The organism is Plectonema radiosum NIES-515 (assembly GCF_025753815.1).
Classification (GTDB): domain Bacteria; phylum Cyanobacteriota; class Cyanobacteriia; order Cyanobacteriales; family Nostocaceae; genus Hassallia; species Hassallia radiosum_A.
In genome coordinates this window covers 17,632-43,653 of record NZ_JAOWRF010000064.1, presented here as the reverse complement: position 1 = coordinate 43,653, position 26,022 = coordinate 17,632, and the positions used below count along the sequence as shown (strand labels likewise).

Sequence of the window (26,022 nt, the reverse complement as noted above, 5' to 3'; positions counted from 1 at the left end):
CTTAGTACCTCTAACCGTTGTCATAATTTTTCCGACCACCTTTGACTGCGGTTAAACGCTTTGGCGATCGCCCTTCTACCGGTCGATAACCATCAACTGGATAGCGGAAATACTTTTCTGTCTGCTGTGTCATTCCATTGACCACAACTCCAAGTACTGGTATCTGATTATTTTCTAATTCTGATACCGCTCTTTGCAGTACTTCTTTGATGGTGATGTTAGGACGTGTTACCAGCATGATTCCATCACTCTGTCGTGCCAATGTAGCGGCATCTGCACAAGCACTGATGGGTGCTGTATCTATAATTACTAAATCGTAACTCGCCGCTGCTTCTGCGACCAAAGACTTCATCGTCGGTGACTCTAATAACTGCGAGGGACGTCCGTGGAATTCCCCACCAGTTAACACATGCAAATTTTCAACATCTGTCGGCTGCACCGCTTGATTTAGGCTTCTGCGCTTCTCAATTACATCTGTAATTCCCGGCGTCGGCGCTAAGTTAAATAGTGTATGCTGCATCGGGCGACGCAAATCTGCATCTATAATTAATGTCCGCCGAGATAACATGGCGGAAATGGCGGCTAGGTGCGATGCGACTATTGACTTACCTTCCCCAGAAAGTGCGCTGCTGACAACAATAATCTGCACCTTATCGCGACTGCGAAACTCCAAGGTTTTCAGGAGCGTTCGGTAAGGCTCAACTAAGCTGATATCATCTAAAAAGCGATCGGCTGGCTCTAGAACGAGAGTTTTAGCAGGCAGACGCGGCAACACTCCAAGTAAGGGTAGGTTCAGTAGTTCCTCGGCTTCGGAGGCATCTTTTAAGGTGTTATCCATCACTTCTAGAAGCAACATCACACCAGTACCTAAAACAGTTCCGAACACTGTGGCTAGCGCCAGCACTGCTGAACGTTTGGGTGAAGAGGCGATTGTCGGTGCTTTCGCGGCTTCAATCAAGCGGAGATTGCTAACCTTTTGAGCTTCAGTGATGCGTGCTTCCTCTAGTTTGCTTTGTAGCGATTTTAACGAGGCAGTAGCGTCTTCCCGTTCGCGGGTTAGTGCAATGAGGGGTTGCTGTTGAATCGGTAGCTTTGTGAGGCTAATTTGCAGTTGAGTTCTTTGAGCTTTTACTGTCTTAAGCTTATTTTCAATTGCCGATCGCTCTGTCTCATTGGCAAGAAATTTAGAAGTCAAGTCTTGACTAATTTGATCGCCGGCAACAGTGTTTGTCGCAACGGATGAATTTGCCGGCGACACGCTAGCAAGTTGCTCTGTGTACAATTTATTGACCTGATCTCGTTGCTGAAACAGCGCGATTACAGTTGGGTGGTTTTCTGTTAAACGCAAACGCGCTTCAATTAACTTTGTATTTAACTCTGTTAACTTAGCGCGTAAAGTTTTTAATTGTTCATCTTGTCCACCGCGTACAGATGCGTAAGCTTTATCTAGGCTTTTAGCGTCGGTGATTTGCCGCAAAGATGCATCCCGTCCTTTTGCTTCTTGCAGTTGAGATGTCAGACTGCGTTCTTGGTCTTCTAAAGTGGCTAAACTCTCAACTGCGCTTTTAGTTTGCTCTTCAAAAGAGATAATCCCGCTGATATGTCTATACTGGCTTTCACGATCTTCAGCTGCTCGCAAGCGCTTACGTGCGTTCGGGATTTCGCTATTTTGTAAAAATTCCCGTACTTTGGTCGCTTCCGAACTGATTGTTTTCGTATTTTCCTCAATCATTGCTATCGATACGGCATTCAGCAATTGGGCTGCAAGTTCGGGATCTTTCGATTTGTAGCTCAGTTCCAGAATGTTGGTAGCGGGAACGATTTTCACACCCAATTTTTTCTTGAGTTCTTCGGATGTGATTTTGGTTGTGGATTTGAGAGAAGCCAGAGCGATCGCTTGTGACAAAACACGTTGCGATTTGACTAATTCGGCTTGGTTAGCTAGGGGACTCGGACCACCAGGGGCACCCGAAGACACCTGGGTCAAGTCGCGACCCAATTCAGAAACGCTGACCCTTCTATCGTCCTGTATCAGTCGCGCTGATGCTTCATACAAACGCGGGGTAACGTTGAGGTAAGCAAAAGCCCCACCAATTACTGCCGTGAATGTCACGAATGCGGGCAATGCACGCCGCTTGAAAACTGCTAATAATGAGGATATACCCTTCTCCATCGCACAAAACCTTGTTTCATTGGTGATTGATCATTTCTCACAAATTGGTAAAGCACCTAACAACTTAAACAAATGTTATTTTTTGCCGATCGCCTCAGCCAGCCCGCTTTTTTGCGGCGAAATAGCGGCTGTTTCTACTGGTGCAGGCGATTTCAACAGTGTGGTGTATAGTTTTAATGTTTCAGAGGTAATGCCATCCCAACTGTAGTTGTTTTCTATGTGCTTTTGGGCATTTTTAGCCATGACTGCGAGTTCTTGGGGGTGATTAACTGCCCAATCTAAAGATTTAATGCAGGATTTCACGTTTCCAGCTTCAAAAAGCATTCCCCGTCCGTGATTAATTAATTGTTGGTGCGGTGGAATGTCGCTTGCTAGTACGGGAATACCTTCGCGCATGGCTTCTAGCATTGCTAAAGGTAGTCCTTCTAAGTTAGAAGGCAGAACAAATAATCCAGCCCCTCGGACAATTTCTGCGAGTCGAGAACCTCTGAGTTCTCCAGCAAAGATGATATTGCGATCGCTTGCTACTTTTTCTAATAAATTTGCAGTGAAGGTTTTGGTATCGCTGACACCACCTGCTAATACTAATTTCCACCCTTTCGGTTGGAGAGCAGAAAAGGCTTCAACCAGCAAGTCGGGACATTTTTCGGGTACAACTCTGCCCAAAAATATAATATAGCGTCCCCGTTCCAAACCCAAATCACTGCCGTATTGAAAATTCGGGTCAGAATCAGCGTAGCTGGCAGGAGCGTTAGGGATGTATATTGTTTCGCGATTGTAAGTTTGCCAAAAGTACTTTTTCAGTGCGTCTGATACAACTATAAAGCCGTCGGCGAAGCGGACTGCGGCTTTTTCACCTAGCTGAATCAGCCGAGTTGAAAAATTACCCCATTTCGCACGTTGCCAATCTAACCCCTGACAGGTGACAATTACTTTTGCTTCGGTGGCGATGCTGGGTAAGCAAGTAAATAAAGATGGACCTAAAGCATGAAAATGAACGATATCATATTTTTTGCCAGTGGCAGCGATCGCTCCCAGTCCTGAGGTAATAAATGCATCTACTCCTCTTAAGTGTCCACCTGGTAGAGAAATAACTCGCACGCCTTTGTACTCATAATTCTCAACCCAGGAAGACTCAGTGTAAGAGGAGCGGGCAAATAAATCCACACTGTGTCCCTGTGCAACCATGCGTGGATAGACTTCTGCACAGTAATGCTCTATACCACCTTGTTTCGGAGGAAGACCTTTTGCACCAATTACAGCTATTTTCATATTTATCACTTGTTTTCTGGAGGTAGTGTACAATCTGATACACAGAATTTGATTGGTCTTAAATCTTACACCAGGAAAGCACGATTAGGCGCTATTTTTTGTGCTCTCACTCTTTTTGCATGGCTGCTGAAAGGAGTTGCTAAAACGAATGCTCGGTGGTTCTTGTATTTGGGTTAACCCCATTTTTCATGTTTAGACTTTAACAGCAAAAGTTACTCGCTGTTCCCAACGATTTAACATTTCACTGTAGATATCTCGAACAACCGTGCGGGCTGCATAGGGTTGTGCAGTCTCGACACAAGATTCAATTGGATAATCTTCTGGATGCTGTAGTACCTTGCGTAAGGCATCAGCGATACACTCGCTTGTGCGTTGCCTACAAACAATTCCACTGTTAGAAGTTAGCAATTTCGGGGTTTCGCCACATTCTGTTGTGACTACTGGGGTTCCGCTAGCTAGCGCTTCTAGCACGACCAAAGGTAGACCTTCATAAGCGCTACTCAGCACAAAAACGTTACAAATCCGATGCAACTGTGCCAGTTGTGCAATTGGTACAGCCCCAAGCATTGTTACTCGACCTGTTAAACCTGAGGTATCAATTTCTGTGCGAACTTGAGCTGCTAACTCTCCATCACCCGCTATCAGTAGGTGAACACAAGGATCGTTTAAGGCTGCAATTGCACGTACTAACAATGTTGGATCTTTCTGCGGATGCAGACGACCCGCAAACAGCACAAAACGTGTATCATCCGGTAAACCTAGCTTTTGGGCTAGTTCGCGTTTTTCTACTTCTTTCTCTTCCTGGTTCAAGGGATAAAAAAGCTCGTTATCATAGGAGTTTTTAATGTATGCAACGCGATCGCTAACACTCTTGTAACGCTCTTTATAATGTTTTACCGCATCGGTATTGCATGAAAGAATTTGGCTAAACTGAGGCACTAATAAACTCTCTACAGCGAAATATGCTGCGGGAAATCTCCGCCAAAGAATTGCCTTTTTATCACGCACAGTTTGCATTTGCGTGTGAATATCATTGTGGATGAATAAAGTTTTTTCTCCTTGCCAATTCAGGGCTGCTAAGGTTGGCTCTAGCCGATGAAAATGCATAAAATCTGACTCAAAGCATTGCCCTAAAAGCGCTGCTGTATACTTTACTGTCGTCGGGATCAAACTTCTAACATTATCATTTTTCAGAGAAAATAGAGGGAGAAAACTAATTTCTTTCCCGGCAAATTCGGCTGATTGCCATTTGAGAATAGGCTGGGTTTTATCGTTTGCTGTTCCTACGAGTCGTACCGCAAATTCTGGAGGTGCGTACTTGATAAATATGTTTATTAGGGTCTGAATGCCTCCGATAGTAGTGCTCCAAGGATTGAACTGGTAAAAAATTGTGAGAACTGGTTTACGCATTACTACAACCCTGGACAACTTGTGTAAACACTAATATAAGTTTTAACACAAAATCTTCAAGTACGTGTAATTTTTACTATATATGGTTTCATCTTCACTTCGTAGTATCTCTGAGGTAATATTTTTTTACCTAAATGAATTAAATGCTAGCAGAGTAATTTTTCGATCTCCTTGTTTAATTTGTTGAACTTCGGAAAATGGTATGGAAGAACACAAAAATTTGCCAAGTTTTATAAATTAATAGCAAAATGCTTGACTTAACTTAGTCATGGTTCCCCAACTCTAAATTCTAGAAAAATTCACCCTCGAAAGTTGCAATTAGTTTTTATCTGCGGAGGGTGAATTCTGAAGATGCACTTCCAGCGAGTGCTTGCTTTTAGGTGGTGAAAAGATGCTTAACTATGATGTGCCGAAAAGCTGTAAGGCTTTGAATATAAGCAATTGAGCCTAGGATGAATGGTAATCTAGACTGGAAAATTTACAACAGCCTCATGCATATTATCTGATAATTTGCCGCTGAGGAAGTGAATAGCAACTAACAGCATATCTTCCCAAAACTAGAATAGAAGATATTAAAATGCAGCCAAACACTATCAAAGGAAAATTATCATCTTTCAAAATATGCATACCTATGTTATGTCTGTTAAAATTTTGTGCGCTTCTGTCGGTAAATTAACAAAAACTTAACTTTCGCAAAAAGTTTAATTAACTAAAATCGCGTTCCAAAGTGATAAATTTAACGGAAACGACAATATGAACGGCTTTTGAGCAATAACTTTTGAAGAAGAAAAAAATTGCAGTCAGCTATAAATAAAACGATCGCTGTTCTCATGAGAATCGGTATTCCTAAATGACATATTGCACCCAATTAAAAAGGGTAATAAGCCGAAATTTGCCGCTTGTTGGGTGGATGTCTTGGTGCATTAGGCAATAATACCTAACGCACCTGAATGACAACAGATGATGCATCTATTACAGCTTGGATTTGGCTTCTAAATTTTCCAAGCGGCTTTTGAGTTCTTGATTTTGTTGTTTTACTTGGTCGAGTTCTGAGCGTAATTGACGCAGAGTTCCTTCTGTGCCAATATGAAGACCTACTTTGGTCATTTCTTCTTCAGCATAACGACGGACACGTCCATCAGCTGTTTGATCGGCAAGCGATCGCAAAATCGAGATTGCTTTGGGAGTTTCCATTTGTCCCAGTGCCACAACCACTGCAACTTGCGTTAAAAAGAAGCTTTCTTTAGCTAGCGTTGCCAATCTATTTAAAATCGCTTCTAAGTTGGGGGCACTTTGAGCGAGTGAAATTTTTCCCAATGCACGAATCGCCGATAAACGCAAGGGTTGCGGTATACCGATTTTGGTGTATTCGAGAATTAAATTTAAAGCGGCTTCAGAAGTTTTGAGTTCAGCTAAACCAGCTAGAGCACCACTGCGAACAACTTCATTCCAACCTGCTTTTTCTGTCAAAACTGATTTTAGCAGCTTTAGTACCTTTTCTTCCTTGGGTTTGTCATCCAAGGAAGCAGAAGCGATCGCACCAATTGAGCAAGCTGCCATTGCCTCTACATAATAACTAGGATCGCCATCCTGTAAAAGCTGTTTTAAAGCCTTAAAGCTTTCATTCGTCTTGATTGTACCAAGTGCTTCCGCCACAGATCGCCGCACGAAAGAATTTGCATCTTTTAATCCAACAACTAAGGCTACGATTGCCTGATCTAGCCTAATCTCAGCTAGTTTCTTTGCTACTTCCACACGTACACCCCAAAAGGAGTCATTTTGTAACGCAGCAGACAAAGCATTTACCGCTTCTAAACCTCCTTTTTTCGCCAAAGCTTCGGCTGCATATATACGGGAGATAGGATTTGGATCAAATTCCATCTGTGCTTTTAACTCCGATACCGGATACTCTAGAGACACAGTTTTCAGATAATTGTTCCCGACATCGAAGCTAATAAAGTTTGGTTTCTCTGTAAGTGGAAAATAAAAGCTTTGTTCGCGTTCATTTACACGCACTGTAAAGATTTTCAAGTTAGGAGTAGAGACGCGATTAATCGCGTCTGTAGGACTTATCGTTGAATCTCCGTAAAGACGTTCCGCCGGAACGTCTCTACCTGACTCCTCACTCCTAACTTCTTCTGACGTATAACCAAAACCGATGGGGATTTTCAAATCAAATAAATTATTACCATTACTTTCTGTGGTAAATTGATTTTGGGTAACTGTGACTTTCGCCAGCTTTGCATCTCGATCCCAAGAGTAAGCGACTTTAAAATCAGGATGACCACCGCGATAAACATACTGGTCAAACAAAAACGTCAGATTGCGTCCAGTAGCTTTTTCAATCGCCCTTAGTAAGTCGATTGTTTCGACAGTTTTGTGGGCATTATCCCGGACAAACGTCCCAATTGCTTGCCAAAATAGTTCTTCGCCTAATTCTGCGCGAATCATGTGATAAACACAAGAACCTTTTTGATATATGTGGCGATCAAAAAGTTCGATCGCTTCTCGGTAAACGTGTGTCACCATCGGACGCCGGTAACGGGATGCATCTTCAGCTAAATAACTACGTGCTTCCAGTAACCGATAATATGCAGCTTCTTGGTCCCCATATTCATGTTCTGTCCACATCACCTCAGAATAAGAAGCCATTCCCTCCTTCACCCAAGCGTGTGACCAATGTTTTATCACCACCAAATCGCCAAACCATTGATGTGCGAGTTCGTGGACAACTAAACTTTCGGTATTGCGGTTATCTAATGCAGCGCGTTCATCCAGCAAACATCTATCAGTTAACAGCGTGGTGGATGTGTTTTCCATCCCACCAAAGATAAAATCATCAACGCATACTTGATCGTAGTTGGGGAAAGCATAAGTATAACCATATTTTTCGCTTAAAAACTCCATCATGCGCGGAGTCTTGCCCATACTACGTTTAGCATCTTCCTCCCGTCCCTTTTCTACATAGTAGGTGACGGGTTTGCCTTGCCACTCATCGCAAATTGCCGCAAAGTTGCCTACAGCCAAAGTCATTAAATAGGTAGGATGAACTTGTTGCTGTAACCAGTGGTATATTTTATCATCGCCGTCTTCTGTGGTGTCAATCAGTTCGCCGTTGGAAATAGCTACAAACTTTTTGGGTACTCGGACTTTGATTTCACTCGAAGACAGTTGTCCTGGATAGTCAAAGCAGGGAAACCAGAAACGTGAATCTTCGTCTTCTCCTTGAGTCCAGACTTGAATAGGTTTGTCAGGGTAATGTTTGTCAGGTTGAATAAAGTAAATACCGCGTTGGGGTTTTTCCACAGAGTAGGCGATCGCCAGAAGCAATTTTACTCCAACTTGCGTCGGTTGAGAAAGCTGAATAAAAAGCTGTTCTCCATCGCAGTCGAACTTGGATGACACCTGGTTGACTTCGACAGACTTAATGTTCAAATTTACCGCATCCAAAGTCAAGCGATCGACACCATTGCAAATCGGTAATAAGCGAATGGTACAAGTACCTTGGTAACTTTGGTTCGGAATATCCAAGCTGAGGTCTAGATAAATATGCTCTACCTGTCCTGGGCGATCGGGGTTATAGTGTGGTTTGGCACCTGGTAACTCAAAAGATCTGTGGTGATTATTCTCGGCTTCAAAAGAAAACTGCGACATTGATACTTACTAACCTTGAACGGATACGAAAACTTTTACTGAATCTAGGTAAGACAAATAGCGATAGAAGTGTTTTTTGCCCAAATTAACACAGCTAGGTCGTTAGTTAAGGAGGACAGTTCCACAAGAAGGTTTCCCTCTGGTATCTGTCTTCAATAAATCCACCTGCTTGCGCGATCGCACCCCTTTGACACTTGATTAACAGCGCTTGACGCTTCCATCGCTTGACTGGAGTGTCAATACTAGAAAAGCGTTTCTATAGCTGAGAATAGCTGACCAGAGCGCGATCGCTTGCAGTTGGGAATTAACAACATACCATTTACGGATTCATTCCTCATCCCATTGAAGTAATTCTTGGAGGAATTTCCAAACAATGAGTTCTTTGTATTACTAAAGTCCCTAGTAAATAACGCTACATTTGTGCAAAAGAACAAGAAATCAGCAAACTCCACCATGACGCTTGTACAAGCCTCAGTAACAATTTGAGGAAAATAGGATAACATCAATGCCCGAAACTAAATCAAAATTTTTAATTCCTGGGATTAGCGCTGCTGTAATTGTGACAGGAAGTATAGCGGCTTATATGTATCTAAAAGGCCCGTCTGGCAATAGTTCAGACGCTTTGGCAAGTGCTAAGATAGTTCCTTCTGGGGCATTTATTGCAACTTATATATCTACCGACCCTCAAGCTTGGGCTAAATTACAACAATTTGGCACACCAGAAGCACAAAAAATAGTCGCAAAAGGTCTGGATAGCTTAAATAAAGATTTGCTCACAGAAAGTAATATTTCTTATGAAAAAGATTTAAAGCCTTGGGTTGGTGGTGTGATGATTGCTGTGCTACCATCAACTCCAGCTAACCCAACTCCAAATACTCCCCCAGCGACACGAGAACCGAATATTTTGATGGTGGTGGGAATTAAGGACAAACTCGCTGCTTTAAATTTTGGGAAAAAATTAAAGCAAGAAAAAGGCGTAACTACAAAGGAAATTGACTATAAAGGAGAGAAAATTACCGAAACTACAGGTAAGGGTAAACCCTCTTATAGTGCAGTTTTAAATAATACTTATGTGGTACTTGCTCCGGAAAAGCAAACTGTAGAAAATTCCATTGATACGTATAAAGGACAACCATCTTTTGCCAGTAAACCAGGCGCAAATAACGTTTTTACGACAAATTTAGATGTCAAAAATACTGTAGCACGAATTTACGTACCAGACTATGGGGGAATGGTACAGCAATTAATAGCGACAAATTCGCAAACTACAATAGCTCCACAAACGCTGAAGCAGTTGAAGCAGGTGAAATCGATGGTAGCGGATATTGGGATTGATGATGGGGGAGTGCGGATGAAAGCGATCGCCAATTTAGATCCGCAACTCAGCAAATTTCAGTATCAAAACACGAGCGCGAAAATAGTAGCAAACTTTCCCAGTGATACTTTAGCCCTAATTAACGGACAAGGGATCAGCAGTTGGTGGTCAGCAGTAGTCGAACAATCAAAAGATTATCCAGAATTTAAGCAAGTAGTCGAACAAGCACGTGGACAGCTCAAAGCAGTAAATTTTGACTTAGATAAAGATATTTTTGGCTGGATGAATGGGGAATTTGGTTTTGCAGCGATTCCTTCCAATCAAGGTATATTAGCGCAACTTGGTGTTGGTGGAGCATTTGTATTTGACACAAGCGATCGCAAAACCGCTGAATCCAGCTTCAGCAAACTAGATAATTTGGCTAAAACCCAAAAAATCAAGGTTGCCCAAAGAAATATCGGCGGTAAAGATATAACTGAATGGCAAATTCCCCAACAAGGTGCATTGTTAGCACATGGTTGGTTAGATCAAGATACCATATTTGTGGCGTTAGGTGGTCCCATCGCTCAGGCGATCGCCGACCCCAAAAATCAATCTCTCGACAACAGCGACAACTTTAAAGCCGTCACCAGTTCTTTACAAAAACCTAACGGTGGCTTCCTCTACGTAGATATGGATAAAACCGTTTCTCTTGTAAATCGTTATGCCATCCTCGGTCAAGCCATTCCCCCAGAAGTTGCTGCCATCCTAAGTTCCATTCGCGGACTCGGTGTAACTGCTACCAGTCTCGACAAATCCACCTCTCAAATAGAAATGTTGTTAGCACTTAAACCAAAAACCGGGAAATAGCGAATTGGGCATAGGGCATTGGGCATTGGGCATTGGGCATTTATCCCCCTTGATCACGCAGTCCCCCTTGTCCCCCTTGTCCCCCTTGATCACGCAGTCCCCTCCTCCCCATCTCCCCCCTTCCCATTACGGATTGTCATTATGGTAAATAGACTTTTATCATGCCTAAAGTAGAAAAATAGTTAAACCAAATTTAAATTATGACAGCTGCTGTAAAAACTTCTCCTGACTTAACCTCCCGTTTGGTAAATCGTATCCTAGGAATTAAGCCGCTATACAGCCTAGCCAAACACCAAGCCAGACAAATGATGATCAAACGCTCTGAAAAAATGGGTGTATCTTGGTTAAAAGAAGTAGAGACACTAAAAGCGCGTAATTGGGAAAGTGATTTAGCTGAAGTCCAAAATCCCCAGCTTTCTTACCCAGAATACTACCTCACCTCATTCCACGCTTACGAAACCGGAAATTTAAGCTGGCAAGCGGCTTTTGAAGTAGAACCCGCTGCGATCGCTGTCCACTCGAAAATATGGCAGGATGCTGAAGCCCAAGGCGATCCAAAATTGCGTCAAAGTTACCACGATATCCTCTCTTCACAAATTCCCCATGAACCCCAAGACATCCTAGACATGGGTTGCAGTGTGGGTTTGAGTACCTTTGCCCTCCAAAAGATTTATCCCCAAGCCAAAATCACAGGCTTAGACTTATCTCCCTACTTTTTAGCCGTTGCCCACTACCGAGAACAGCAACACAATTGTTGTAAAATAAATTGGGTTCATGCACCTGCCGAATCAACTGGACTATCAGATGCATCATTTGATTTAGTCTCAATTTTTCTAATGTGCCACGAATTGCCCCAGTCAGCAACCAAAGATATTTTTGCAGAAGCGCGACGCCTGCTGCGTCCTGGTGGACATTTGGCAATCATGGATATGAATCCTAAATCGGAAATCTACGCTCAGATGCCACCTTACATTTTGACACTGCTCAAAAGTACTGAACCGTATTTAGACGAATATTTTGCCTTAGACATTGAACAAACTCTGATTTCGGCAGGTTTTAATGCACCTACCATCACTCGTAACACTCCCCGTCACCGTACCGTAATTGCTCAGTTGAGTGGCTGATTTATCTCTGCTGCTGTATGCGGTTATACCACCGCTGCTGCTTCTTATCTACTACTATTACCGTGTCTCCACTGCCCCATCTTTGCTACGACTACTATTGTTCTTTATTATCGGGGCAATATTTGGTTTCATCGCTTTGAGCCTAGAATGGCTTTTTGAAACTGTAGCCAACTCGATTGTAGACTGGCAACAGATGAATAGATCCCTTCCTGGTATTGCCCTGCGGCAACTTGTGGAGATTGGTCCAATAGAAGAAGGCTGCAAGTTAGCAGCGGTTGTTGTTCCAACTTGCTATTTTCAACGCAGGTATCAATTACGACCCGGTAGCGTTTTTCTCTTTACCATAGCTGTTGCCCTTGGATTCACCGCTGAAGAAAACTGGATTTACCTTGACAATGGCACGGCAACAATTTTTGAGCGTGCGATCGCAACCCTTGTCCACGCTTTGTTCTCTGCTCCTTGGGGTTATGCCCTGGGAATATTTATTGGCTCATACATTCGTTTATCTCGATACAAAAAAGTTATTCCCAGCGCTTGGCTAAATTCAGTAATTTGTCATGCTTTAGTTAATTTTCTATCTAGTGCTTGGCGTTACCCAGCACCGTTAAGCTTCCTCAGCTATGCTTTGTTTCCGTTTTTATTATGGATGTTTTGGCGATTAGAGCAATTATTGCGAAAAGTGCAAAGCAAACCACCGATTACTTTGATTTCTGGGTATACACCCAAGCTTCGTAACTGGCAACGGGGTTTAGTGCTGTTTGCCCTGATTATAGGTGGAAATGCTATTTTTGGGCTTTTTTTGATGGGAAGAATTCTGGGTCCCTTAAGTTTGTCGCAACTTTTTTACCCTGATATTTTGGGGTTTATATTTACCCGCTTCCTGCTAAGTCTGATTTTTGCAATGATAGCGTGGCTAATTTATCGGTATTTAAGACGTTCAGCGCAACGGCAATATTTTTAAACTAGACATAGAAAGTGAAAAAAATGTAGAGACGTAGCACTGCTACGTCTACCCTAATTGTTCAATTTATATGTGACATGAGCTACACAGGCATTAAAGCTCGCTGATTTTCTACAGCACTGGTTGAGCTTGATTCTGACTCGTCGTCGGTGCAGTAGATTTCGCAGGAGTTATTGGGACTCTCGATGAGTTTAATTTTGTAAAGCTTTGCTCCCAATTCTTGAATAGGCGATCGCAACAAATTACTAATGTAAAGTGCGATATTCTCAGCAGTGGGGACTACTTCGCCAAAGTATGCAATATCTTTATTTAAAAAGGTGTGGTCGAATGGCTCAATAACATAATCTTCTATCGCTTGATTCAAAGCACCCAAATCTACAATCATCCCGGTGCGCGGGTCAATTTCCCCTTTGACGGTAACTTCTAAATGATAGTTGTGTCCGTGACCGTGAGTCCGAGCGCATTTACCGTAAATCTCTGCGTTCTCTTTGTCGCTGAGGTTCGGGTGAGCCAATCTGTGAGCGGCGCTAAAGTGTATGCTGGTAGTTAGGTAAGCTTCCATTGAGTTTCCTATATAATCTGCCCAAAGTTCAGGATGTTCAAATAACTGCACGCGGACTACAGGCAAGCGGGGTGCTAGCCGCTGCCAAATAACTCGTGCGATATTTTCTGTAGTGGGCAGAGTTTGTTGAAATTCTGTCCACACATCGTTGAGATAAGAAAAGTCTAGTTGGCTTGTAACTTCTTGCTTAATTACCTCTTTCACATCAGACAAATTCAGCACCATGCCATATTCATCTAATTCCCCAGCTAGGGAGACAAATAGAACATAGTTATGTCCATGTCCGGGAAATCGCGAACAAGCGCCAAATTTCTCAATATTCTCGGCTTCACTTAGTTCTGGCAACCAATAACGATGACTTGCCGAAAACTGAGCGCGGCGATTAACAATGCATTGCATGAGTATCCTGTCAACAGAATTTAAAATTTATTAAACTTTCACCTCTTCCAGGATAAACTAATTCCTTTGTTAATTGTTAGTTGTTAATTGTTGGTGGTTAATTGTTAGTTGTTGATGGTTAGTTGTTAGTGGTAAAGCAGTCCGATGATATTCTTTACTCCCATAACCACGCTCCCACTAACAAATAACTACTAACATGTCACCAATGACTAAACATATACATTTATAGATTCTTGCGCTTCACGGTACAATCCTGTGGCGATGCGGAACATTTCGTGCCCGGTGTGCAGATAATGCTCATCATAGTTCAGGGGGAAATATTCTAACTCGTCAAGTCCATCGGCGATGCGATTCAGGCTGTAGTAAAGGTGAGCCGCAGCTCTTGCTAAACTTGGAGGATTCGGTAGAGAACGAAAACTAATTTGCGCCTGCTTGAGGTCATTTCGACAGGTGTTTAAGTAATCTTGGAATTCTTCTAATAGTTCATCATCAAAGGGATCGGCGGCTAGTTGATCAATTTGGTCTTCTAGAGAATCGAGAATACCACTAACTAAGCGATTGACTGGTTGATAAACTAGGTGCAGCCATGCCTCAATTTGATCATCAATATCGCGTCCGGTTCGCCTTGCTGCTTTGTAACGTTGTTGAGCAGCAGCTGTCCGCTGTTGGCGATCGCCCTGAGATTTTTGGGACTTGTCGCGCAGTTTTTGGTCATAATTTAGGCGACTTTGTGGGTCGCCTAGAACTTCATATGCTGCATTAATGTGTATAATTTGCTCGCGGTCTGCTGTTTGTTGATTAGTATCCGGATGAAATAATTTCACTAAGCGGCGATAAGCCTGCTTAATTTCCCCTTGGCTTGCATTCGGACTTACTTTAAGAGTTTCGTAGTAATTAGATGCCATTACTCCAATTTATTGTTAGCTGTTAATGCATGAATTTAAGTCTTGGAACAACAGCGGACTCAAATACCTCTCTCCAAAACTGACTTGAATCATCACAATTAAACGCCCTTGATTTTTTTTATCATGGGGCGACAGGAATTGCTAGATATAATGCGCCACTGGAAATGCCAGATAATAGCTTTTGTATATCTTGCCAAACGGCGACGGTAGGCGATCGCTTCGTCGGCTACGGTAATCACGTCATCTATCTTCTCAATATAACGAATATATTCTCGCACTAAGTCAGTTTTAGTGCGCTTTGTCTTTTTCGCATTTAGTCGAGAGTGAACAGTCAAAAGTTTTTTCCTATTGACTATTGACCATTGACTAAATGTAGTACATTATATCTAACTGCCGCCTCGCATCTCGTTTTTCACGGAGATCCTGAAGCGTGTATTTTTGTAAAACTGCATTTGCTGCTTGACGTGCTTCAAGCCAGATATCTTCTATAACACCATTGTCTACAGTAGTTTTGGGTTGGACATCTTGATCACACGTCCTCACATCTAACCCTTCCAAACATCCCATAACCTCAAAAAGTGTTATTTTCCAAGGTTCTCGCGACAGGATATAGCCTCCTTTTGATCCGCGTTGGCTTTTGACTATACCTCCACGTCTCAAAGTTGCTAACAGTTGTTCCAAATAGCGATCGGGTATATTTTGTTGTGCCGCAATGGTACGAATTTGGAGTGGTTCACCGCTTTGGTAATGAGTTGCCAACTCTAATAAGGCAAGAATTCCGTATTCTGATTTACACGATAGTTCCACAGGCTGTAAGTAAATTAAGAGTTAGGAATTAGGAGTTAGAAGTTTAAGAGGAGCCGAAAAGTTTTGCCGAAAGTCTTGATCCCCAGGATCTCTATGAAAAAGCTTGTTTAGAAACCGTTGCTCCCTTGAGAAGTTATAAGTTAATAATTCAGAACTTATAACTCATAACTCCCAACTTTTTCTAGTATACTCCGGTTCTCCACTAGGGTTTGATACTTTGTAGTCGGCGCTTCAGCGCTGAAGCGCCGACTACGAATAAAAAACCCCGCTTGAGGGCGGGGAGTAATAGGGTTTTAAATTGTAGTCAGATTGTCAATGTTCTAGAAAGTGAACGTTGTTCTGAGCGTACCAATAAAGGCATCACTATTGTTGCTATTTTGACCAGGAGAGGTCAGCCAAATCACACCAGGGGTGATGGAGACATTATCAGACACGCGATACTTGTAGAAACCTTCAACGTGATAAGGAATATCTCTGGAATTACGACCACTCTGACCTAAGGCATAAGGTTCTGCACCACCGAAGATACCCAAAACGTTGCCCTTCTTACCAAAGTCAGGTAAAGCTAGACCAGCTCCGTAGCTCCAAGCTTCAAAATTATCATTTTGACCAAAGCCTGTAACCTCGTGGTAAGAGACAAAGCCACTGATAGACAGTTTGTCGCTAGGTCTAATGGCTGCTGACAGACCGTATGAGTTACTAGAAGATGCGCTTTGTTGACCTGTTACACGATTAACACCTAAAGTGTTGGCTTGTTGAGTACCTACTACACCAAGGCTTTGGTCTTGGAATCCACCTGCATCAAATAAAGCACTACCAGCCCCGTGGTAGCCGTGAACGTAGGTTGCAGCTAATGCCACGCGCTCGCCCAAGTTAAAATTAACCTGTCCTAGAGCAGCATAGTTGCCCTCGAATATACCTGAACCGTTGCTAGGATTATTTGGTTCAGAACCTAAATAACCTATAGTTAATCCACTTGGTTTGAGCAGACCACCACTTTTACCAAAGTTAAAGTTAAGCGCTGCACCTGCACCACCACCAATCCGGAAGATGGGGTTTTCGGAAGCGAATGTAGTTAAAGCCCCATTACCCCCGTCATAGTCCTCAAAGTAAGGATTGACAGTAGCAGCATAATCGCTATGAATACCACCGGTAGCTGAGACGTAAAGTCTCGCAGGTCCCACAGGGACATAATAGGCTAACCAGTCGAGGACGATACCATTATTATTGGCAGCATTCCCTGAGAGGTTAAAGGTTTGAAAACCTTCGGCACTAAGCTCTTGGTTATCTATCCTTCCGTTTCTATTCGTATCTATACCACCAGTACCTAAGTTAAATCTTCCGGCATTACCAGTAGCCAAACGGGTATGTAAAACGTCTTTACCTGTGAAGCTGGTTTGCAAATCTAAGCGGACACGCTCTTGGAATACAGTGTTGTTTCTGCTGCCAGCTTGATCGCCAAATACATCACTGAGGGCGAAGATAGCTTCACCTACCAACTTGGTGGTAGTAGAGAATTGATTTGACTCTAGTTCAGCAGACCGAGCTTCTAACGCATCTACACGTCCGCGTAGGGTTGCCAGTTCTGCGGAAAATTCTTCTTGCAAGCGCTGTAAGGTCGCCAAATCTTCTTTTGTTACCAAGTCAGCTGTTGCTGTGGCAATCAATTCGTTAACGCGATCCAAACAAGCATTTAAACCAGCGGCAAATTCATAACGGGTTAATGCACGGTTGCCGCGATAGGTTCCATTTGGATAACCTGCGATACAACCATAGCGCTCAACCAAGGACTGCAACGCTTGGAATGCCCAGTCTGTCGGTTGTACGTCGGAAAACTGAGAAACCGATGTTACTTGAGCTAGAGAATTACCGTTTTTGCCTTCGTTGCTGTACTTGTTAACTTGATCTAAAGTGTTAACTTGAGTTTGTTGTTGTACTTGTTGTACTTGAGCCAATACTTGTGGCTTTTTACCAACTGTAGTGGCGGTAGATGTTGAAAATATTGTACTCTTTTGTACTTGAGCTACATCTGCCTTTTGGGCAACTTCTGTAGCGGCAGTTGGGAATACTATACCTTTAGAAGTATTTTTTGAAGCTTCTAGTTTATCTACTGTTGGTAGAACTTCTAGTTTGTCGGCTTGTAATGCTTCTGTTGAAAGAATTTCTGGTTTTTCAGTTTGTAATACTTCTGTCTGAATAGCCTTCTGGGTGGTTGTACTTGGAGCCGCGATCGCTGTTGCTGAAACTAACAACGTTGCTCCTAACACCGCTGGACTAACCACCAAGGATTTCCACAATAAATTAGACATCTTTCCTCTTTTCCTCACACCTTGTATAGATAACCTTGTCTGTTGCACTTATTCCGGAAAATGCGACATCCTTTTTAAACCTTTTATATGAGGCTTAATTGTCACTACTACAATTCTAGTTTTTGCCAAGCTAATAACTGATTAATTTTCTATAAAAATTCATGTGATTAACTTAATGCAAAAACATACCCTTATACTTTGGTATTATAAAACTTCTGAGTCATCTGACAAGGTGGGAGCGATCGCCTCATAAACTGTCACACATCCCAGGCGATAAGAAATTTCTCATTATTTCTCAAAAAACTTAAAAAACACCCTTAAAAAACTATCCGCCCTGAATTAGATTAGATAACCTAATTCAGGGCGGTCTAGCGGGTCTTCAGATTGCAACCAGACTGCCGGAAGGAACTCCGAGCGAGCCTTGCTACTTGAGCTAACTTAGTCTCTCAACAGAGCTAAGGCTAACTTTTAGAGAACAGCCCCGGCACACAGCCGGCTAACTGCAACCTGATGACCCATGCGTATACTACTTTCTATCATGGGCATCACCTCCTTGTTGCCTAAGTGGTCTTATTTTCAAAAATGCAGAGCATTTCACTCTGGGTTTTTACACCTTCAATTAATATAACACATTGACGATAAATAAAAAACCCCCACCAAAAAAGGCGGGGGATAAATGATGAATGCTAAATGCAGATTAATAATGCATCATTGATCCTTAGAGAGCGTTACCACGCGGTAGTACCTCTTCAGGGAATACAAATTGTTCGTGAGGCTGATCTTGAGGAGCCATCCAAGCGCGGATACCCTCGTTCAGCAAAATGTTTTTGGTATAGAATGTTTCAAACTCTGGGTCTTCTGCCGCACGCAATTCTTGCGATACGAAGTCATAAGCCCGGAGGTTCAGCGCCAAACCGACAATTCCAATTGCTGCCATCCACAAGCCTGTGACTGGGACAAACAACATGAAGAAGTGCAGCCAACGCTTGTTGGAGAAAGCAATCCCGAATATCTGTGACCAGAATCGGTTTGCTGTCACCATTGAGTAGGTTTCTTCTGATTGAGTTGGGTTGAAGGCGCGGAAGGTGTTTGCACCGTCGCCATCTTCAAACAGAGTATTTTCCACTGTTGCACCGTGAATCGCGCAAAGTAATGCTCCACCCAATACACCTGCTACACCCATCATGTGGAAGGGGTTGAGGGTAAAGTTGTGGAAGCCTTGGATAAACAAGATGAACCGGAAAATTGCCGCTACGCCGAAGCTAGGAGCAAAAAACCAACTTGATTGTCCCAAGGGGTACATCAAAAATACGCTGACAAATACGGCTATCGGGGCAGAAAATGCGATCGCATTGTAAGGACGAATCCCTACTAAACGAGCGATTTCAAATTGCCGCAACATGAAGCCAATCAAAGCAAAGGCTCCGTGTAAAGCCACAAATGCCCACAATCCACCCAATTGAAACCAACGGGTGAAGTCGCCTTGTGCTTCTGGTCCCCACAGTAACAATAACGAGTGTCCCAAGCTATTTGCTGGGGTTGATACTGCTACTGTCAAGAAGTTACAGCCTTCCAGGTATGATGAGGCTAATCCGTGGGTGTACCAAGAAGTGACGAATGTTGTACCGGTTAGCCAACCGCCTAGTGCCAGGAAGGCGCAAGGGAATAATAATATCCCTGACCAACCTACGAATACAAAGCGATCGCGCTTCAACCAGTCGTCTAGTACGTCAAACCACCCTCTACTGGGGGCGCGTCCTACTGCGATGGTCATTACAGGAAATCCTCTTTTTTACTAAAATTGCGACGTTTTTGACGTTTTGAGGAATTAACGTTTTTTTGACACTCTCACTAGCTTACATGCTGCTGAGATTCTGAGAATCTAGCGAATTAATCACCGCCATTTCTCAGCTGTGCCTTCATAATCACCACTTACTGCTATATTTAGCTTGTGGTAACTTAATGATTCTTAACTTATCACATCTTGCCGAGTTTGCGTCGATCCACCTTAGTAAATCAGGTATCAAACACGAAGCTCTTAATTAATATCAATATCAGAATTTTTACAATTTGACACAGGTTTTCTCAGAAATCTTCAAACAAAGAGTCGGAAAACTTGCTTGCAATACATCCTCTTGGGATGGCAGACTTTTTTTAGGGAAGATATTACCGGAAGTAGGCAGTTCAATGACGGCATCAACAACCATTAACAAAGGCGATCGCTCCGCGACAAACGTTTTGCATCAAAAAGTTCTCGGTTCTCGTCGCTTCAGCAACTTATTGTGGGCAACTATCGTGACCTTAGGGTCCACAGGCTTTTTGCTGGCAGCGATATCCAGTTACCTCAAAGTCAATTTACTCATAGTTAGCGATCCAACTCAACTGGTATTTGTCCCTCAAGGATTGGTGATGGGGTTATATTCCATTGCTGGCTTTCTTTTAGCCTTATACCTGTGGTTAGTAATTTTATGGGATGTAGGAGGCGGATACAACGAGTTTGATCGGGAAACTGGCAAAATTAAAATTTTTCGCTGGGGATTTCCTGGCAAAAACCGTCGCATTCATGTTGACTTTGCAACACAAGATGTGCAATCTGTGCGAGTCGATCTCAAAGAGGGTCTAAATCCACGTCGCGCTCTTTACCTGCGAGCTAAAGGTCGCCGAGATATTCCCTTAACACGGGTAGGTCAACCATTATCGCTAACAGAGTTAGAAGTTAAAGGTGCGGAATTAGCCCGCTTTTTGCAAGTTCCACTAGAAGGACTTTAAAGCTGTGTTTGACAGAGTTTTATTGAGTATTTTGTTTGTAGTCGGCACTTTGAGTGCCATTTTGAGCGCTGAAGCGCTCACTACTTATGAAATATGATGTGCCTCGCTGCACTGGTGGTTTAAGATCGCATTTTGACGGGTATGCTTAGTATGTGTGTAGTCTTTCATTCCACATGACCGAAAAATTGGAATGGAAAACTATCCGAAAATTTTTGTAAGTAACAATGCGCTTAAAAATTCCACAGTTTTTACTTGCTCTAGTGATTGTCGGTGGATTGATGTTGGGGGGATGTTCAGGGCAGCAGGCTGCTTCTAATAACGCTTCCCCATCCTCCACAGCGACCTCAGCAGCTACAGAAGCAAGCACCAAGACGACTACAGAGGCAAGTTCTGTATCTCAAAGTACAAATAGTGAGAGTATCCCCGGAATGAAAGATTTACCAAAACTCGAAGGTAAGGCTACTGTGGTGATGACCGTAAAAGGTTCGCCGATTACTATCGAAGTAGACGGCACAAACGCCCCAATTACCGCTGGTAACTTTATCGATTTGGTGCAACGGGGTGTTTATGATGGGTTATCTTTCCATAGAGTAGTGCGCCAACCGCAACCGTTTGTGGCTCAAGGAGGCGATCCTAAAAGTAAAGACCCGAAGACACCAGCACAACTTTTGGGAACAGGTGGTTTTGTTGACCCAAAAACTGGAACTGAGCGCTCTATACCTTTAGAAATTAAGCCAAAAGGTGCCCAAGAGCCTGTATACAGCAAGACGATTACTGAAACGCCTGTTTTGACACATAAACTTGGTGCAGTCGCAATGGCGCGATCGCAACAACCAGACTCTGCTTCCTCCCAGTTTTATTTTGCACTTGCCGATCTCGCCTTTCTAGATGGTAGCTACGCCGTATTTGGCAATGTCACCCAAGGAATGGATGTAGTTAACAAAATTCAGCAAGGCGATCGCATTGAAGAAGCCAAAGTCACCCAAGGTGCAGAAAACTTGAAAAATGGCGGGAAGTAAAGACTGGGATTGTTAGTTGTTGGTGGTTAATTGGAGCGTTATAAAAAAGTACAACTAACCACTCCCTACTCCCTACTCCCTACTCCCTACTCCCTACTCCCCAAAATTGGTTGAAGTTGTTGTCACTGGTATTGGTCTTGTTTCCGCTTTGGGTAAAAGCTTAGAGGATAGTTGGCAGCAGTTAATTGCTGGTAAATCTGGAATTAAATTACATCAACCATTTCCAGATTTAGAACCACGTCCTCTAGGTTTGATTGGTAAGCAACCAGTCGAGTTAAGAACCCTAACGAAGATGGTTGTTGATTCAGCTTTGAAAGATGCTCTTTTAGTTCCACCTTTGTTTGATTGTGGGGTTGTCATCGGCTCAAGTCGCAGTCATCAAGCTTCGTGGGAAGAGATAGCAAGGGAGAGGGGGAGACAAACAGACAAGGGGGACAAGGGAGACAAGGAGGACAAGGAGGACAAATTTCTGCCTCATCCCCCCCTCCTCCCCTCCCCCCCTCCTCTTTCTTGGTTGGATACTTTGCCGCATATGAATGCGATCGCCGCAGCGCGACAAATCGGTGCAACAGGGATCGTTTTAGCGCCGATGGCTGCCTGTGCTACAGGAATTTGGGCGATCGCTCAAGCAGTTTTACTCATCCAAAGTGGGCAATGTCAGCGAGTAATTGCCGGCTCCGTCGAAGCACCGATTACACCACTAACAATAACTGGGTTTCAGCAAATGGGTGCAAGCGCGAAAACTGGAGCTTATCCGTTTGATAAACACCGTGAAGGCTTAGTTTTAGGTGAAGGTGCCGCTGTGTTTGTCTTGGAATCAACAGAGTTAGCAAAACAGCGTCAAGCAAAAATATATGGTCAAATTCTCGGTTTTGGCTTGACAAACGATGCATATCATGCTAATAAACCTGAGCCTGAAGGTAGAAGTGCGATCGCTTGTGTAAAGCAATGTTTAGAACGCAGTCACTTGACCTTCTCAGATATTGATTACATTCATGCTCACGGTACAGGTACTCAGATGAATGACCAGATAGAAGGTATGGTCATACAGCGGTTATTTCCTCAAAAGGTGGCAGTTAGTTCTAGTAAAGGCGCTACAGGTCATACTTTAGGAGCATCGGGAGCCTTGGGTGTGGCTTTTTCACTTTTGGCATTAAAAAATCAAATTTTACCGCCTTGTGTAGGATTGAAAGAGGCTGAGTTTGATTTAGATTTCGTCACGACAGCGCGTGAAGCTGAAATTCGGCGGGTGTTATGTTTGAGTTTTGGGTTTGGGGGACAGAATGCGGCGATCGCCATACTCCGGTGATGCATTTTTATCGAACAGCCTTTTTTGATCCCAAAAGCAGCAGAACAAGGGATTGCGCTTTTAGGAAAATCGATATCATAATAAAAGTCCATAAAAGTTAAAATTTATTTACCAAATGCTGATTTCCTCCTCTGGCTTGTCCAAGGTAAAAGACTCAGTAACAGAAAAAATTTTCTTTGGCAACAAACCCTCTGTCGAATTACTTGCCATTCTTACTGTTTACTTAGTCGAAGGAATCTTAGGCTTGGCACGTTTAGCCATCAGCTTTTTCCTCAAAGATGAACTGTTCCTGAGTCCCGCTCAGGTTGCAGCATTAATGGGCATTGTCATGTTACCTTGGGTTATCAAACCCGTATTTGGCTTTATTTCCGATGGGTTGCCAATTTTTGGCTATCGACGGCGTCCATACTTGATTTTATCGGGGATACTCGGAACAATTTCTTGGGTCAGCCTCGCAACAATTGTTCACACGACCTGGGCAGCTACATTAGCGATCGCTCTTACTTCTTTATCTAGCGCCGTCAGTGATGTCATAGTTGACTCACTGGTTGTCGAACGCGCTAGAGGAGAATCTCAAGCAGCAGCAGGTTCCCTACAATCCCTTACCTGGGGTACTGTAGCCTTAGGCGGCTTGATCACAGCTTACTTTAGCGGAATGCTTTTAGAGCATTTCACTACCCGCCATATATTTTTGATTACAGCCTCATTTCCCCTCATCGTTTCCGGGGTAGCTTGGTTGATTGCAGAAACACCCGTAAATAAAACCCAAGGAGAGAGGCAGTTCCCCATCGACCCAAAGCGAAAGCAGGTTTCTGGGGAAAGCTCCCAGGTGAAAGCTGCCGTCCAAGACGACGACTGCCTCACCAAGGAAGATAACAATAGCAGCAACTCCCCAACAATCAAGCATCAATTAAAGCAATTACGCAAAGCCGTTTCTCAAAAAGCGATTTGGCTACCAACAGCTTTTCTCTTCATCTTGCTAGCAATGCCAAACGCTGATTCAGCCTTTTTCTTTTTCACTACCAACGAACTACACTTTCAACCAGAATTTTTAGGACGAGTGCGTTTGGTGACAAGTATTGCTTCACTAATTGGTATCTGGATTTTTCAGCGTTTCCTGAAAAGCGTTCCGTTTCGCATCATCTTTGGTTGGAGTACCGTTATTTCCACAGTTTTGGGAATGACAATGCTGCTGCTGGTAACTCACACAAATCGGGCTTTGGGTATAGATGACCACTGGTTTAGTATCGGTGATAATCTCATCATCAAAGTGATGGGGCAAATTGCTTATATGCCAGTATTGGTGCTAGCAGCGAGGCTGTGTCCCCCAGGAGTGGAAGCGACATTGTTTGCCGTCTTGATGTCGATCACAAACTTAGCCGGACTGCTTTCCCACGAATTAGGGGCAATACTGATGCATCAGCTAGGCATTACCGAGACAAACTTCGATGCTATGTGGCTGCTAATAGTCATTGCTAATCTTAGTAACCTTTTGCCATTGCCATTCCTCAGCTGGTTGCAGGCTGCTGACTCCCAAAGCGAAATAGTCAAAACATTAGACATAGAAAGTGGAAACTAATTATGCGTTATCTGAAACCCCTAGAGACCTAGCTCCGTGCTAGGTCTCTACATGTTTTCCTTCTCTGTGTCTATTCATGTAGAAATTTCATTCGATCGCGTCTCTACAAAATTCATTTGTATCAAAGTTTTCGTGAAATGATATGACGTTTCTACATTTACTGCGCTATTCTAAATTATCTCAAAAAACTGTAACTAAAGTTACAAAATATAGATTTTTGAGAAAAAAAAGGATAAGCTAGCCATATCATATATATCCGGTTCGCGTAGATACCGCGATTAGGAGAAGATTTTATGGTTTCAACACCCCTCAGATCGCACTCAAGTGCAACACCTGGGCACATTTGCCCATTTGACCAAGCCTGTAGTTATTTAGAGGCAGCAGCGAAAGAATTAAATTTAGATCCAGGTCTGTTGGAAATACTTAGCCACCCACGTAAGATAGTCACAGTTTCCATTCCTGTAAAACGGGATAATGGTGAAGTGCAAGTTTTAGCTGGACATCGGGTGCAGCACTGCGATATTTTGGGACCTTATAAAGGTGGCATTCGCTACCATCCGGCGGTAACATTGCGGGAGGTGTCAGCACTGGCAATGTTAATGACCTGGAAATGTGCGTTGCTAGGTATTCCCTACGGTGGTGCTAAGGGAGGTATTGCAATAGATCCAAAACGCTACAGCGTCGGTGAATTAGAACGAATTACCCGACGTTACATGAGCGAGTTAATTAAAGATATCGGTCCGAGTGTAGATATACCTGCACCAGACATGGGTACTTCAGCCCGTGAGATGGCTTGGATGATGGATACCTACTCTGTAAATGTTGGTCATGCTGTGCCTGGAGTTGTGACTGGTAAACCGCTTTCGATTGGTGGTTCGCTGGGACGGGAAATGGCAACCGGACGCGGTGTCATGATTGTAGTACGTGAGGCGTTAGGCGATCGCTCGAAATCCCTAACCAATGCGCGGATAGTAATTCAAGGTTTTGGTAACGTAGGTAGTGCAGCAGCTTTATTGCTACACGAAGCGGGAGCGAAAGTTATCGCCGTTTCCACAGGTTCAGGAGGAGTTTTTTCCCAAACTGGTCTTGATATCCCTGCAATGATAGCTTATGCTGCTAAGAACGGTAAAAGTCTTGTTGGTTTCCCCCAAGCATCACCAATTAGCAATGATGAGTTACTAACTTTACCTTGTGAGGTGTTAATCCCAGCGGCTTTGGAAAATCAAATTACTGAAAAAAATGTCAATCAAATCCAAGCGGAGATTGTTGCAGAAGCGGCTAATGGTCCTGTGACGCTTGAAGCGGATCGATTGCTAGAAGCGCGGGGAGTAACCGTCTTACCGGATATTTTAGCGAATGCGGGCGGTGTTGTGGTGAGTTATTTGGAGTGGGTACAAGGTCTTTCTTACCTATTTTGGGATGAGGAACGTGTGAACCGGGAAATGGAACAGTTGATGGTGCAAGCTTACGTAAGAGTGATTCAACAATCCAAGGTGCGACAAATTCCTCTCAGGTTAGCAGCTTACACCTTGGGGGTTGGTCGTGTAGCGCAAGCGCTCAGTGACAGGGGACTTTATCCTTAAATTCAACCTATTGTAGAGACGTT

General features: G+C 43.3%; 17 protein-coding genes and 1 pseudogene. 8 read left to right on the top strand and 10 right to left on the bottom strand.

Features of this window, described 5'->3' with window-relative positions:
• Positions 1 to 10: 10 nt before the first annotated feature.
• The 4 genes from OGM63_RS03920 to OGM63_RS03905 form a co-directional block, all read right to left on the bottom strand.
• Complete coding sequence (locus OGM63_RS03920) at positions 11 to 2,173, bottom strand: GumC family protein (protein ID WP_263744198.1); 2,163 nt, start codon at positions 2,171 to 2,173, stop codon at positions 11 to 13.
• 75 nt (positions 2,174 to 2,248) lie between these two features.
• On the bottom strand, positions 2,249 to 3,445 hold the full coding sequence (locus OGM63_RS03915; protein ID WP_263744197.1) for a glycosyltransferase family 4 protein: 1,197 nt from the start codon (positions 3,443 to 3,445) through the stop codon (positions 2,249 to 2,251).
• Positions 3,446 to 3,637: 192 nt separating this feature from the next.
• Positions 3,638 to 4,855: a glycosyltransferase gene (locus OGM63_RS03910; RefSeq protein ID WP_263744196.1), complete on the bottom strand. Its 1,218-nt coding sequence runs from the start codon at positions 4,853 to 4,855 to the stop codon at positions 3,638 to 3,640.
• Between the two features lie 972 nt (positions 4,856 to 5,827).
• Positions 5,828 to 8,509, bottom strand: a complete 2,682-nt coding sequence (locus tag OGM63_RS03905; protein WP_263744195.1) for a M1 family metallopeptidase — start codon at positions 8,507 to 8,509, stop codon at positions 5,828 to 5,830.
• A gap of 505 nt (positions 8,510 to 9,014) precedes the next feature.
• On the opposite strand from OGM63_RS03905, the gene OGM63_RS03900 reads away from it, so the two are divergent.
• The 3 genes from OGM63_RS03900 to OGM63_RS03890 all read left to right on the top strand — a co-directional run bounded on the left by OGM63_RS03900 (position 9,015) and on the right by OGM63_RS03890 (position 12,758).
• A complete protein-coding gene (locus tag OGM63_RS03900; RefSeq protein ID WP_263744194.1) occupies positions 9,015 to 10,673 on the top strand; it encodes a DUF3352 domain-containing protein in 1,659 nt (552 codons plus the stop codon).
• 200 nt (positions 10,674 to 10,873) lie between these two features.
• Positions 10,874 to 11,797, top strand: a complete 924-nt coding sequence (locus tag OGM63_RS03895) for a class I SAM-dependent methyltransferase (protein ID WP_263744193.1) — start codon at positions 10,874 to 10,876, stop codon at positions 11,795 to 11,797.
• Complete coding sequence (locus OGM63_RS03890; RefSeq protein WP_263744192.1) at positions 11,790 to 12,758, top strand: PrsW family glutamic-type intramembrane protease; 969 nt, start codon at positions 11,790 to 11,792, stop codon at positions 12,756 to 12,758. The genes OGM63_RS03895 and OGM63_RS03890 overlap by 8 nt, the downstream gene beginning before the upstream one ends.
• An 82-nt stretch (positions 12,759 to 12,840) precedes the next feature.
• Here the strand turns inward: OGM63_RS03890 and OGM63_RS03885 are convergent, their stop codons facing one another.
• From OGM63_RS03885 to psbD, 6 genes and pseudogenes are all read right to left on the bottom strand, one after another.
• Positions 12,841 to 13,719, bottom strand: a complete 879-nt coding sequence (locus OGM63_RS03885) for a 6-carboxytetrahydropterin synthase (protein ID WP_263744191.1) — start codon at positions 13,717 to 13,719, stop codon at positions 12,841 to 12,843.
• Between the two features lie 209 nt (positions 13,720 to 13,928).
• Positions 13,929 to 14,624, bottom strand: coding sequence for a J domain-containing protein (locus tag OGM63_RS03880; RefSeq protein ID WP_263744190.1), 696 nt, complete (start codon positions 14,622 to 14,624; stop codon positions 13,929 to 13,931).
• A 15-nt stretch (positions 14,625 to 14,639) separates the two neighbouring features.
• Positions 14,640 to 14,881, bottom strand: a pseudogene (locus tag OGM63_RS03875) (cysteine synthase A); the annotation flags it as partial.
• A 109-nt stretch (positions 14,882 to 14,990) separates the two neighbouring features.
• Complete coding sequence (locus OGM63_RS03870; protein ID WP_263744189.1) at positions 14,991 to 15,431, bottom strand: RrF2 family transcriptional regulator; 441 nt, start codon at positions 15,429 to 15,431, stop codon at positions 14,991 to 14,993.
• 320 nt (positions 15,432 to 15,751) lie between these two features.
• A complete protein-coding gene (locus OGM63_RS03865) occupies positions 15,752 to 17,740 on the bottom strand; it encodes an iron uptake porin (protein WP_263744188.1) in 1,989 nt (662 codons plus the stop codon).
• A gap of 718 nt (positions 17,741 to 18,458) precedes the next feature.
• Positions 18,459 to 19,514, bottom strand: coding sequence for a photosystem II reaction center subunit D2 (psbD, locus tag OGM63_RS03860; protein WP_263744187.1), 1,056 nt, complete (start codon positions 19,512 to 19,514; stop codon positions 18,459 to 18,461).
• A 413-nt stretch (positions 19,515 to 19,927) separates the two neighbouring features.
• Between psbD and OGM63_RS03855 the strand changes: the two genes are divergently transcribed.
• From OGM63_RS03855 to OGM63_RS03835, 5 genes are all read left to right on the top strand, one after another.
• Positions 19,928 to 20,509 carry a photosystem I assembly protein Ycf4 gene (locus OGM63_RS03855; protein ID WP_263744217.1) on the top strand — a complete coding sequence of 194 codons (582 nt, stop codon included), beginning with the start codon at positions 19,928 to 19,930 and terminating at the stop codon, positions 20,507 to 20,509.
• A gap of 224 nt (positions 20,510 to 20,733) precedes the next feature.
• Entirely contained in the window at positions 20,734 to 21,528 is a 795-nt protein-coding gene (locus OGM63_RS03850) for a peptidylprolyl isomerase (RefSeq protein ID WP_263744186.1), read from the top strand.
• Between the two features lie 106 nt (positions 21,529 to 21,634).
• Positions 21,635 to 22,837 (top strand): beta-ketoacyl-ACP synthase, encoded by a 1,203-nt coding sequence (locus tag OGM63_RS03845; RefSeq protein WP_263744185.1) that lies wholly within the window; start codon positions 21,635 to 21,637, stop codon positions 22,835 to 22,837.
• Positions 22,838 to 22,952: 115 nt separating this feature from the next.
• On the top strand, positions 22,953 to 24,416 hold the full coding sequence (locus OGM63_RS03840; protein ID WP_263744184.1) for a folate/biopterin family MFS transporter: 1,464 nt from the start codon (positions 22,953 to 22,955) through the stop codon (positions 24,414 to 24,416).
• Between the two features lie 293 nt (positions 24,417 to 24,709).
• Entirely contained in the window at positions 24,710 to 25,999 is a 1,290-nt protein-coding gene (locus OGM63_RS03835; protein WP_263744183.1) for a Glu/Leu/Phe/Val family dehydrogenase, read from the top strand.
• The last annotated feature ends 23 nt before the right edge of the window (positions 26,000 to 26,022 follow it).

Bases quoted from the DNA above. Each gene is read 5' to 3' on its own strand.
- OGM63_RS03855 (WP_263744217.1), top strand. From the start codon at position 19,928: ATGACGGCATCAACAACCATTAACAAAGGCGATCGCTCCGCGACAAAC.
- OGM63_RS03885 (WP_263744191.1), bottom strand. From the start codon at position 13,719: ATGCAATGCATTGTTAATCGCCGCGCTCAGTTTTCGGCAAGTCATCGT.
- psbD (WP_263744187.1), bottom strand. From the start codon at position 19,514: ATGACCATCGCAGTAGGACGCGCCCCCAGTAGAGGGTGGTTTGACGTA.
- OGM63_RS03900 (WP_263744194.1), top strand. From the start codon at position 9,015: ATGCCCGAAACTAAATCAAAATTTTTAATTCCTGGGATTAGCGCTGCT.
- OGM63_RS03895 (WP_263744193.1), top strand. From the start codon at position 10,874: ATGACAGCTGCTGTAAAAACTTCTCCTGACTTAACCTCCCGTTTGGTA.
- OGM63_RS03920 (WP_263744198.1), bottom strand. From the start codon at position 2,173: ATGGAGAAGGGTATATCCTCATTATTAGCAGTTTTCAAGCGGCGTGCA.
- OGM63_RS03910 (WP_263744196.1), bottom strand. From the start codon at position 4,855: ATGCGTAAACCAGTTCTCACAATTTTTTACCAGTTCAATCCTTGGAGC.
- OGM63_RS03850 (WP_263744186.1), top strand. From the start codon at position 20,734: ATGCGCTTAAAAATTCCACAGTTTTTACTTGCTCTAGTGATTGTCGGT.
- OGM63_RS03915 (WP_263744197.1), bottom strand. From the start codon at position 3,445: ATGAAAATAGCTGTAATTGGTGCAAAAGGTCTTCCTCCGAAACAAGGT.
- OGM63_RS03880 (WP_263744190.1), bottom strand. From the start codon at position 14,624: ATGGCATCTAATTACTACGAAACTCTTAAAGTAAGTCCGAATGCAAGC.
- OGM63_RS03865 (WP_263744188.1), bottom strand. From the start codon at position 17,740: ATGTCTAATTTATTGTGGAAATCCTTGGTGGTTAGTCCAGCGGTGTTA.
- OGM63_RS03840 (WP_263744184.1), top strand. From the start codon at position 22,953: ATGCTGATTTCCTCCTCTGGCTTGTCCAAGGTAAAAGACTCAGTAACA.
- OGM63_RS03835 (WP_263744183.1), top strand. From the start codon at position 24,710: ATGGTTTCAACACCCCTCAGATCGCACTCAAGTGCAACACCTGGGCAC.
- OGM63_RS03905 (WP_263744195.1), bottom strand. From the start codon at position 8,509: ATGTCGCAGTTTTCTTTTGAAGCCGAGAATAATCACCACAGATCTTTT.